Origin of the sequence: Anabaena sp. FACHB-1237 (assembly GCF_014696225.1) — a bacterium.
Lineage (GTDB): Bacteria > Cyanobacteriota > Cyanobacteriia > Cyanobacteriales > Nostocaceae > FACHB-1237.
Window position 1 is genome coordinate 20,348 of record NZ_JACJPV010000045.1, and the last position, 11,835, is coordinate 32,182.

The following is an 11,835-nucleotide window of genomic DNA, read 5'->3' on the forward strand; positions in this document are numbered from 1 at the left end:
ACGCAACTGGCACATTGGTAGGGTGTGGTTCGACAAGCTCACCAACCATGTCATACAGTATAAATCATGTAAATAACCAAGTTGTTGGTATCTGACGCACCCACTCAACAGATTTTTTAGTGCGACGCTTGCGTAAGTCCTAGTAAAATTTGATTTTAACTGCTATAGTACTATAAATCATCTTGGGCAAATTTTGCAGTAATTTTCACTGGTTATCTATGACTTTATTTCAATTATCTACCATTTCTCGACGCACTTTATTAAAATTATGTGGTATTGGTGTTGTGGTTGGATTAACAGGTTATTCACGGTTTAATAAACCTCAACCTACTATTTTTCAACTTGATACTTTAGAATTACCCAAAGTATTAAATAACATCAATAATCAGAAAACGGTAGTGGTAATTGGTGGAGGTTTAGCTGGTTTAGCTTGTAGTTATGAGTTGGTTAAACGTGGTTTTAATGTCACTCTTTTAGAAAAATCTCCCCAATTGGGAGGAAAAATTGCTAGTTGGGAAATAGAAGCAGTGGGAGAAACTTTTAAAATGGAACATGGGTTTCATGGTTTCTTTCCTCAATATTATAATTTGAAGAGTTTAGTGTCAGAATTAGCAATTGAAAATAATTTTAAGTCTTTAGATTTTTATTCCGTTGTTTATCGAGGTTCTCAATATCAACCGGAGGTTTTTCGTCCTAGTAATTCGGCTTTTCCTTGGAATATTGTAGATTTAGCGATCGCATCTCCAAATCGGTTAAAATGGGGTATTAACCTGACTAAACTTAAGCATTTACAAGTTTTTCAAGCTATCACAGGTTTTCAAAAAGATAAGAATTATCAAAGGTTTGATCATATCTCTGTTGCTGACTGGGTAAAGTCAGAATTTCCCCAAGGTTTATATGATTTATATTTTCTACCTTTTGCTAAATCAAGTTTAAATGCACCTGATTTAATGAGTGTGGGGGAATTAATGCAGTTTTTCCATTTTTACTTTTTTGGTAATCCTGAAGGTTTAGCTTTTAATGGTACAACTGATGATATGGGAACAAGTTTAGTAACCCCTATTGCTAATGCTATTCAAGCAAATGGTAAAATTATCACTGATGTTAATGTGAGTGAAATTATCACGGAAAATGGGCAAATTTCAGGAATCAAATATTATCTAGGAAGTCAACAACAAAATACTTCTTTTTCAGTGGTTAAAAATAACAATATTCAGGATCAAACTGGTGAATATTATGGTAGTGCGGATGAAGTTTTTGCCGTTTTACCTAATAATGAAGAAGCTATTTCTTTAACCTGTACTCATCAAGGATGTACTGTGAAAAAATCTGAGGATGGTAATTTTCATTGTCCTTGTCATGGTGCTATTTTTGATGCTGAGGGTAAAGTGGTTAAAGGTCCTGCAAAACGAGATTTACAAAGATTTAAAATCACAGGAAAACAAGATGATCAAATTTCTCTAGTGGGAAATGATCAAATAACTACAAAACCAGAAGTTATTAATGCAGATTATTATGTAATTGCTACGGATGTTCCGGGAGTTCAACAATTATTTAAACGGATAACTGGGGAAATTGATGAAACTGTAAAATTACAAGTTGAAAATCTAAAAATAGCTGATCCTTTTGCAGTTTGTCGTTTTTGGTTTGATCAAGATTTTGATTGGCCACATAGCAATTTTACCTCCCTTTCAGGATATGAATTAACAGATAGTATTACTCTCTATCATCGTATTCAAACACAATTTATAGAATGGTCACAAAAAACTGGAGGAAGTGTCATAGAATTACACGCATATTGTTATAAAGATCAACAATTTCCTACCCAGGAAGACTTATTAAATACTTTTGAAAAGGAACTTTATCAAATAGTACCAAAATTGCAACAAGCGAATATTTTACATCGGGAAATAGTCAACCAACATAATTTTTCTGGATATCCACCAAATAGTTATAAAAATAGGCCAGAAAGTAGCAGTAATATTGCTAACTTATTTTTTGCTGGTGATTGGGTAAAAATGCCTTTTCCCTGTGGTTTAATGGAAAGAGCAGTAAGTAGTGGTTTAGTAGCAGCTAATGAGATTTTACATCAAGAAGGGTTACAAAGAAGACCTCTTTTAACTGTTAATCCTGAAGGTTTATTGAAGGTATAATATGAGGGGAAAATAGGGAATTGTCAAAGGCTAAGGCAGAACAATCTTACCAGGAATGTGGGAAAGCAGTTGAGTTTGTTTTGAGTGGGGAATTTTAGGGTGTCTACTGAAATATGTACAAAGTGAGACACCCTACAACAATTAAACACTAACAATTTTTGTAAGTTGCTTACATACGCATTGAGCATAGCCAAGAATACGTTGAGTTTCATCCCGAATTTGGTTAATTTTCTGACGTTCAGCTTCAGTCATTGCTTCTTGTCGTCCCCGTTTATCGCTCAGTTCTGTAAGAGTTTTTTGGGTATTGTCTAATAGTGCATCTACCTCTTGACGTAGGGTTTGTTTTAGCACTTCAAAAGTAGTTGTAATCTGATCATCTATTTTTTGCTCTAGTCGTTGCTCTCGAATGTGCTTGTCAAGTTCTTCTAAAGTTTTTTCTATGTAATTTTTTCGGTAGTTTTCTACAAGATCATCAGCAAATATCTTACTTGCTAATCCACCTCCTGTAAAAATAGACACAACACCAACAGCAAGTAAAAGAGGTAAAGTTATCGGTGCGCCTAGAAGACCAGCTACCATTCCAACACCAAAAAAAGTACCGAAACTAGCCGCAGCCCCAACAGCAGCACCTTTTAATCCTGCTGCACGATATCCTGACCAAATACCACCAAATCCTGTAAATACTGATAGAGCTATAGTGATTGCTTCTGCTGCTGCACTGGTTTTGCGGTTGGAACTTACCTCAACTTGAACAAATTGCATTTCAATGTTTGTTATTGCTTGTCCAACGGATTGAGCAAAATCTTGTAATCGCTCAACTTCTTTGTCTATTCCTTTCTGAATTTCATCTTCAATTTTCTGAGATATTTTATCTGTGCGATGTCGCAGAGCATTTTCGACTGTCTTACTTAGCTTATTAGCTAGAGATTTTTTAGTATTATCATTTTTTACTTCTCTTGGCTCTATTTTTGTGTCTCTAATTGCTTCCTCTGCTGCTTGTTGTAATTCAGTAGACAAATTATAGATTAAAGGACGAACTAATAATTTCACATTAGCAGCAGCACCATCAATTAGCCTAAGTTCCTTAGTCTGTCTTTCCCTAATAGCTGCAATCTCAGCTACACTTTTTTCATAAGCTGCTTGAAACTCTTCTTGCTGCATTGCCAAAGCACTTTCTTGGATGCTAATAGTAGTAAGAATTTCTTTAGATGAAGTAATTACACGATTAGTTGCTACTTCCAGAAGAATTACACCTTTCTCTTGAATGAGAACTTTTTCCAATGCTACTTCAAATTGCTTAAATCCACTTTGAAATAGTAAATTCTGATCACCTTTTTGTTTCGCTTCTAAAGCCTGTTTAATATAAATACCAAACACTTTAGGAGTGCCAATTTTTTGTTTATAGATTGTATACTCTTCCGAATCTTTACCAAATTGATTCTCAGCCCGTTCTAGTACATATTTTTGAATCCTACTCTTTACATTCTCAAGTATACGCTCTCTTTGTTCAGGAGTATAACCGTCCCAGATATTGACAACAAAAATAACCCGTCCTAAATCATTTGTTAGTAACTTGTTTTCTAGCAAATCTCTTTCAAATTGAGAAAAAGGTGACTGACCTAAAATAATCATAATAGCTGCGTCAACTTGGGGTAAAACTGACAGAGTAACCTCAGTCATATTCTCGTCATCATTTAACCCTGGTGTATCAATAACGTCAATATTATTTTGACAATAAGGTATGGGATAATAAACAATTGCTTCTTTAATTGATTCGGCAGTAATTTCAGATTCTGGTGTTAACTTAGTAACGTAATCATTTAGTTTTTCAATGGGAATTTGCTCTTGATTACCGTCTTTAAAAATAATTTTCACTTCTGGCTTTATACCATAAGTAACTCGATTTAGTGTAGCAGAACAAGGCAAAATATCAGAAGGTAAAATTTCCTGACCGAGAAGAGCATTAATAAAGGTACTTTTCCCACGTTTAAATTCACCAACTACAGCAATAGAAGAAGTGCTTTGTTTAATCCGTTGTAAAACATCATCAATTAATACAACTGATTTTGTGAGATTTAATTTTTGAGAAAAACTTCGCAATTTTTCTAAATGACTCTCTAGCGCGCGCTCGGTTTTTTTACACTCTAAAACAGAATCAAGAGAATTAGGTGGATTTATAGATGTCATGGTTTTGTTTATCCTGGTAAATATATTTGATTGTATCGTAGAAAACTGGAATTTATACTCTGAGTAGGCAAAATTTTTCAGAAAGTTTTTTAGCGTCGTCTAAAACCTGATTAACTTTCTCTTTCTTATGAATAATTTCTTGCTGCTCAACCATTATTTTAGTTTCAAGTTTTGCATAATTTTCTACCATTTGATTGTGAATATTATCTAATATTGGTTTAACCTCGTTCATTAATAAAATTTGTACTTCTTCTAATCCATAACAGGCTTGATAAACATAGCTATTTACAGCTTGATTAACATTCATTAATCTTAATTGATTATCAATTTCTGCGATTACTTGAGATAGATAGTTTTCTTTAAATTTCTCATTTCTCATATTATCACCAACTGCTGCACCAATATATCCTCCAATTACACCTCCCAATGGACCTAATAATGAGAAACCAATGGTAGCACCAGTAGTAGTTGCAATACCACTTGCCTCCTTTGTAAATACAAAGATTTCAGATTTTGAAGAAAACGAAAGCGATAAGTTAATTAACTGTTTTTGGTTAAATGCTTCAAGAGATTTATTCAATTTATATCGAATATTATCTATAGCTTTTTTATTAATTGTTTCCGATGATCCTAAATCATTTATTGCGTTATTTAGCTGCGGAATATCTTTTTCAAATAAATCAATAAAATCCTTGACTTGTAACCATGCTGTACTTAATGCTTGTTCAGTTTCTGATTGAATTTTATTAGCTAATTCTATTGTTGCAGTTTGCAAATAATTTGATACTCTTTCAGCCAAATTCTTCTCTTCGTTAATATTTAAAATACTTGATTCGATAATCAGTTTAGAAATTTGTTTGAGATTCTTCTCTAGTTGAAAATATGATGTGGTTATCTGTTGTTTAATACTGGTGAGTATCACATTAATTGATTGTAGAACTTCCGACAAGAGACGAATAAGCAAGGTAATTTCATTGTTGATACTTTTACTCGATACATTGAATTTTAATTGCTTCTGTTTTAGCATAGATTCTTGTTCAAGAATAATTTTCATAATTTCCTGACTCCAGTTAATTATCCGATTATTGGTGACTTCTAATTGTATTAATCCTCTCTGCTGATTAATCAACGTTTTTAGAGCATATTCAAAATTACCAAATAAACTCTTGTCGAGTAATTTTTGATTACGAGATTGTTTAGCTTGTAAGGCTTCAAATGCAGAAATCCCAAAAATTTTAAAATTGCCAATTTTTCTTAGATTATTTGGAGGATTTAATTGTTGTTCAGCCCAATCTTTAACGCACTTCTTTATACGGTTTTTAATTAAGCCAATTACTTTTATCGCATCTTCAGGAGATGGAAAAACATCTATTCTATTTACTACAAATAGCACATGATTTATACCATTTTCTAGTAGTGTATTTGTAAAAAATTCACCTTCCGATATACTAAAAGGTGATTGGGCAGAAATTACCATAATTACTAAATCACATTGATTGATCATAGTATAAGTTACATTGGTCATTTCTTCGTCGTCACTTAATCCTGGAGTATCAATAATTTCGACATTGTTTTGACAATATGGTATTGGATAATAGACAATTGCTTCTTTAATTGTTGCGGCTGTAGCTTCTGATTCTGAAGTCAATTTTGTAACATAATTAGACAATTCTAGAATTTCAATTTCTTGTGCGCTACCATCTTTAAAAGCAACTTTTGCTGCTGGTTTTAAACTATAAATAATTCGTCCAGGAGTAGCAGTAGTAGCTAAAATATCTGAAGGTAATATTTCTTGTCCTAATAAAGCATTAATAAAGGTACTTTTACCACGATTAAAGTCCCCTAATACAACCATTTTGAAGGAATTGTTTTCAATTCGGTTGAGAGATTCACTAATCATTTCAACTAAATTTGTTAGATTTAATTCTTGAGATAAATCTTGTAGATACTTCAGAGAAGATATAATTTTTAGTAGCGATTGTCTATAATCTATAGAGAATGAAGTTCTGGGTGGACTCATAGCTAATCTTTAGTTCTTGCAATTGTTCAGTATTTACTCAATTATAAGTGTAATTTTATCATTAATTGTTGTGGATTTAGAGCTTACGCTCGTATACTAAAGTATACTTGCCGTAGTACCATGCCAACAAACTTATACTTTGGTAACAGCGAATTTTTCCTAAGTTACGCTATCAAACAACTAAAAACCCACACTTTAGATCAACAATGGGCAAACTTCAACTATACAGAATACCCCCCAGAATCTAAAGAAACCATTCCTCAAGCATTATCCAATATTTCCCTTGGGTAACATTTTTACCCTAAAACAGATTTTTGGAGTGATACAGTTATTACAGGTATAATATGAGGAGAGAATAGGAAATAGGAGAAAATATGTCTTTACAAATGACTATTAACTACCCAGAAACTTTACCGGATGCTGTTGGTAAAACTAGAGAACAATTTGAAACAGAATCAAAATGGGCAATGGCTGTTAAACTTTATGAAATGAAGCTAATTTCTTCTGGTATGGCTGCTACATTATTAGGAGTAGATAGAGTGACTTTTATTCTCAAACTCCATGAATATGATGTTCCTTTAATTGATCTTACTGAAGAAGAATTATTATCAGATTTAAACAATTTTAGCTGATTACTGAATGCTAATTACTGTTTAATTCCTACCCATTGAGTCACACAAGACATACTTTTCCATCCTAAAAATTTACCAATAGGTTCACCTCTTTGGATGCCAATTTTGATAAAATCTCCTCCTACCTGTTCATACCATTCATAAAGTCTTTTTTCCCCTTCCAATGTCACCACATTTACCACCATTTTCCCGCCATTTCTTAACGCATTCCAACAAAATTCTAACACTCCTGATGCTGTCACTCCTCCACCAATAAAAACCGCATCTGGTTGAGGTAAATTTTGTAAAGTTGGCAAAATTTCTGGTACTTTTCCGGCTATAATTTGTAAATTGGGAGTACCCAAATTATTGGCATTGTTGACTATATAATTGATTCTAGTAGGATTTTGTTCAATAGCGATCGCTTGACATCTGGTATTACTCCGCATCCACTCTATAGAAATTGAACCACAACCGGCTCCCACATCCCATAACAATTGACCAGGTAAAGGTGCTAAACTCGATAATGTTACGGATCTAATTTCTCGTTTTGTTAATTGTCCGTCATGAATAAACGCATTATCAGGTAAGCCAGGAAATCTGGAAAAACCGCTTATTCCCAGATTTGCGATACATTCAACAGCTACGATATTCAAAACCGCAATTTCTGTTTTTGAGCAATTAGCGGCTAAGTCAGATATTATACATTCATTACTACCTCCCAAATTTTGCAACACAGTTATTTTACTATTTCCATAACCGCGACTTGTCAAGACTTGGGCTATATCTCTAGGAGTATTTTTACCTGAACTTAAAACTAATAGTTTAGCATGAGGATAAATATGATAATTAATTGTATCCAAAGGGCGACCGCATAAACTTAAATATTCCACATCTGTAAAAGACCATCCCAAACGAGAACAAGCTAAAGAAAAAGCGGAAAGATGGGGAATAATTGTAATTTCATCAATAGGGATATATTTAATAATAGTTGAGCCTATACCATAACACATTGGGTCGCCACTAGCTAAAATGCAAATAGATTGACCACGAAGTTTAATAATATCTTGAATAGAATCATCAAAGGGAGATTTCCAAGGTATGATTTGACGATGATCATTAGGTAAGATATCCGATATCATTTGTAAATGACGTTTACCACCCATGATAATATTAGCTTGGTTAAGAACAGAACGAGCGATCGCACTTAAACCATCTATACCATCTTCACCAATACCGATAATTGTTAACCATTTTTGCATAATTGAGAACTGAAAATTATAAATTAGTAGATAGTATTAAATAGGATAACCTAGTAATATACCAACAAGATCCCCGACTTCTTAAAGAAGTCGGGGATCTGACTCTGACAAACTACTCGCAATTTTACCAATTATGAACCAGTCAAATGATATTGGCATACTAGAAAAGTTTGTGAACACAGTGATGGGGGTAAAACCTGGAAATAAACAACAGTCACTCAATACATCTAGTACAAAGGAATTAGATATTAAGGCAGTTTTAGTGTATACATTAGGCACTATTCTACAAATAGGAGTGATGGTTTTAGTATTACTAGGAATGGAGAAATTAACTACATTAATTGATAGTAATTCCTCACTTCCTAGCTGGGTTAGTACCTTAATAACCGGATTATTTTTTGGTTTATTAAGTATTCGTTCTCGCATTTTTTCCCTTTTAGATAATACCCGTTCTCGGACAACTTATGATCAAGTAATTAGACCAAGATGGTCTCCTCCACCATTAGTATTTCCCATAGTTTGGATGATCATTGCTGTTTTACGAGTTATTTCTTCTGGGTTAATTTGGCAAGCAATGAATCATCAATTTTTAGTATTACCTTTAATTTTGTTTGTGATACATTTAGCTTTAGGTGACACTTGGAACACAATTTTTACTGTAGAAAAAAGATTAGGTGCTGCTGTTCCTGTGGTGATTTTAGGACCTTGGTTATCTGCCATATTAGTAACAATAATTTATTGGGAAACAGTTCCTTTAGCGGGAATAATTTTATCTTTTTCCTGTGTATGGTTAACCATTGCTTCTGTTTTAGTTTTTAGAATTTGGCAATTAAATGGTTCAGAACCATTGTATCCTTTAAAATTAGCCAATGTCGAGAAATAAATAGTTAATATTTATCTTGAAAGGCACAAAAATCTCGCATTTCATGTACATTAAAAATGGTAGAAAATTAATTATTCTCTACCATATAACTTTTGAAGACACTTGTATAAAATCAGGAAAGCATGAAACTATGAAAGGACTGTGGTTAGAAAATAATGAATTACAATTAAAAACAGATATTCCTCTCCCGGAAATTCTCCCAGGAGAGGCTTTGGTGCGGGTTTTAAAAGCAGGAATTTGTAATACTGATTTAGAATTGATTAAAGGTTATTATCCCTATACAGGAATTATCGGCCATGAATTTGTGGGTATTGTAGAAACAGGTCCGCAGGAGTTAATAAATAAACGGGTTGTGGGAGAAATTAATGCAGTTTGTGGCTATTGTCATTATTGTCAAAGTGGTAATTCTAGTCATTGCGAAAATCGCACAGTTTTAGGTATTGTCAACCGTAATGGTGCGTTTGCAGAATATCTATCTTTACCTATTAAAAATTTGCATTTAGTACCAGAAAATGTTTCTACAGCAGCAGCAACTTTTACTGAACCAATAGCAGCAGCTTTAGAAATTCAACAGCAAATTTCATTAACTTCTCAACATCAAGTTTTAGTAGTAGGAGATGGTAAATTAGGACAATTAGTAGCCCAAACTTTAGCATTAACTGGTTGTGATTTATTTGTGGTAGGAAGACATCGAGAAAAATTAGTAAATTTAGAAAATCGAGGAATTAAAACTGGTTTAGTGGATGTAGTAAAGGAGAAAAGTTTTGATATTACAGTTGATTGTACAGGAAATCCTCAAGGTTTTGCGATCGCTCGTCGGGCTTTACGTCCTCGTGGTATTTTAGTTTTAAAAAGTACCTATTCTGGAAATCTTAATGTAGATATTTCTTCCTTAGTAGTGGATGAAATTACTATGATAGGTTCTCGCTGCGGTCCGTTTACTCCAGCCTTGGAATTATTAGCAAATAAAAAGGTAGATGTTCAACCTTTAATTAATAGTTGTTATCCTCTTTCTCAAGGATTAGAGGCTTTTGAAAAAGCCAAAACAAAGGGGGTTTTGAAAGTGTTGCTAGAAATAAACTAGTGCAGTGATCTTGCTTCCATCCCCTATGGAAATTAAACAAGCAACAGCTTATCCCCAAATTCTTTCAGTAGTCGGGGATATTCTTATTGAGAATTTGCTCAAAAATAACAAACATATTAAGATAACAAAAGTTCATACTTGATCAAATTTGAGGAATTGATAACCATGACCTTAACAACAGCAAAAAGTCCACAATTTACCAAAAAAACATGGATTTGGCAAAATTATCAAATTCAATATACTGTTATGGGTAGTGGTCAACCATTGGTACTAATTCATGGTTTTGGTGCATCTATTGGTCATTGGCGGAAAAATATTCCTGTTTTAGCTAATGCTGGTTATCAAGTATTTGCTATAGATTTATTAGGATTTGGTGATTCAGAAAAAGCCGTGATTGATTATAGCATGGATGTGTGGGTTAACCTTGTAAAAGATTTTTATGATACCCATATTCAAAGACCAACCATATTTATTGGTAATTCCATTGGCGCGCTTTTAAGTTTAATAATTGTAGCAAAATATCCTGAAATTGCCGCCGGAGGTGTACTCATAAATTCAGCAGGTGGTTTAAGTCATCGTCCCCAGGAATTAAACCCCATATTGCGATTTATTATGACAACGTTTCATAAATTAGTTACTCATCCTGTTACTGGTCAATTTGTATTTGATCGTGTGCGTCAAAAATCACAAATTAGGAGAACATTATATCAAGTTTACAGCGATCGCAATACGGTTACAGATGAATTAGTTGATATTCTTTATGATCCATCTTGTCATCCGGGAGCAAAAGAAGTTTTTGCGTCTATTTTGACAGCACCTCCAGGTCCTACTCCTGATGAACTATTACCAAAAGTTACATCTCCATTATTAGTAATTTGGGGTGAAAACGACCCTTGGACACCAATTTCTGGTGCGAAAATTTATGAAAATGCTAGGGAAAATGGTCAAAATATCCAAGTTATTCCTATCCCTAATGCTGGTCATTGTCCCCATGATGAAGTACCTGAAATTGTCAACCAACAAATTCTTAATTGGTGTAATAATCTAGGATTTAATAACTAGCACAAATAATGTTTTTGGGAAGTTGTGATTTTCAGAAGTGGGAATTTTTACAACTTCCACTGTCAGTCGTATTTTACAGTAGCGCAAGCATCTTGCTTGCATTATTTATCCGTTATCCCAGCAAATTATAACAAATTATAATATTTATAAAGAAATAGCTAAATCTATCTGTGAATATTGCTGAATAATTCAACTTTGGCTAAACTAAATGTAATCAAAATGTAATTGTAATAAATATCAAGGTGTACAAAAAAATGAACTTAGTCAAGTTACAACCTAGAGCAGCATTAAATAAAGCATTTCTGAAAATTAACCCCTTGAGAAATGACATTGAAAATTTTAAAACTCATTTACAAAACCTACTTGATAAAATAAATGAAGCGGAATCTGAGGAATTTCATAAAAATCTCATTTCTGATTTTTTAAAGCATACTTTTTATGGTACAAATCATTTTATTAATACTAAGGGTAAAAATGATTTAGTTATTCATAATGGTAAAGATGCTAAAAGTAATGTAGGGGTAATTTTAGAATTTAAAAAGCCAAATAATAAAGGTGAAATGTTAAAGGAGG

The 11,835-nt window shown here is 33.2% G+C and carries 10 protein-coding genes; 7 read left to right on the forward strand and 3 right to left on the reverse strand.

Translation table 11 applies throughout. The features are described 5' to 3' along the window. The first annotated feature begins 218 nt into the window (after nucleotides 1-218). Nucleotides 219-2,153: an FAD-dependent oxidoreductase gene (locus H6F32_RS17110; RefSeq protein WP_190370510.1), complete on the forward strand. Its 1,935-nt coding sequence runs from the start codon at nucleotides 219-221 to the stop codon at nucleotides 2,151-2,153. A 141-nt stretch (nucleotides 2,154-2,294) separates the two neighbouring features. Here H6F32_RS17110 and H6F32_RS17115 read toward each other — a convergent pair whose 3' ends face one another. After that, the gene (locus H6F32_RS17115) at nucleotides 2,295-4,340 is read right to left on the reverse strand and encodes a dynamin family protein (RefSeq protein WP_190370511.1); all 2,046 of its coding nucleotides are present in this window, start codon (nucleotides 4,338-4,340) and stop codon (nucleotides 2,295-2,297) included. Nucleotides 4,341-4,392: 52 nt separating this feature from the next. Beyond that, nucleotides 4,393-6,360 carry a dynamin family protein gene (locus H6F32_RS17120; protein ID WP_190370512.1) on the reverse strand — a complete coding sequence of 656 codons (1,968 nt, stop codon included), beginning with the start codon at nucleotides 6,358-6,360 and terminating at the stop codon, nucleotides 4,393-4,395. A 120-nt stretch (nucleotides 6,361-6,480) separates the two neighbouring features. Here H6F32_RS17120 and H6F32_RS17125 point away from each other — a divergent pair, with 120 nt between their 5' ends. After that, nucleotides 6,481-6,651, forward strand: a complete 171-nt coding sequence (locus H6F32_RS17125; protein ID WP_242031164.1) for a hypothetical protein — start codon at nucleotides 6,481-6,483, stop codon at nucleotides 6,649-6,651. 83 nt (nucleotides 6,652-6,734) lie between these two features. Continuing rightward, complete coding sequence (locus H6F32_RS17130; protein ID WP_190370513.1) at nucleotides 6,735-6,992, forward strand: UPF0175 family protein; 258 nt, start codon at nucleotides 6,735-6,737, stop codon at nucleotides 6,990-6,992. A 14-nt stretch (nucleotides 6,993-7,006) separates the two neighbouring features. On the opposite strand, the gene cbiE is transcribed toward H6F32_RS17130, so the two are convergent. Next, nucleotides 7,007-8,233, reverse strand: coding sequence for a precorrin-6y C5,15-methyltransferase (decarboxylating) subunit CbiE (cbiE, locus tag H6F32_RS17135; RefSeq protein ID WP_190370514.1), 1,227 nt, complete (start codon nucleotides 8,231-8,233; stop codon nucleotides 7,007-7,009). Between the two features lie 133 nt (nucleotides 8,234-8,366). Between cbiE and H6F32_RS17140 the strand changes: the two genes are divergently transcribed. The 4 genes from H6F32_RS17140 to H6F32_RS17155 all read left to right on the forward strand — a co-directional run. Beyond that, complete coding sequence (locus tag H6F32_RS17140; protein ID WP_190370515.1) at nucleotides 8,367-9,116, forward strand: TspO/MBR family protein; 750 nt, start codon at nucleotides 8,367-8,369, stop codon at nucleotides 9,114-9,116. A 130-nt stretch (nucleotides 9,117-9,246) separates the two neighbouring features. Next, nucleotides 9,247-10,200, forward strand: coding sequence for an alcohol dehydrogenase catalytic domain-containing protein (locus H6F32_RS17145; RefSeq protein WP_190370518.1), 954 nt, complete (start codon nucleotides 9,247-9,249; stop codon nucleotides 10,198-10,200). A gap of 165 nt (nucleotides 10,201-10,365) precedes the next feature. After that, entirely contained in the window at nucleotides 10,366-11,262 is an 897-nt protein-coding gene (locus H6F32_RS17150; RefSeq protein WP_190370516.1) for an alpha/beta fold hydrolase, read from the forward strand. Nucleotides 11,263-11,516: 254 nt separating this feature from the next. Further along, nucleotides 11,517-11,835 (forward strand): hypothetical protein (locus H6F32_RS17155; protein WP_199294614.1); only part of this gene is annotated, 319 nt, incomplete at its 3' end.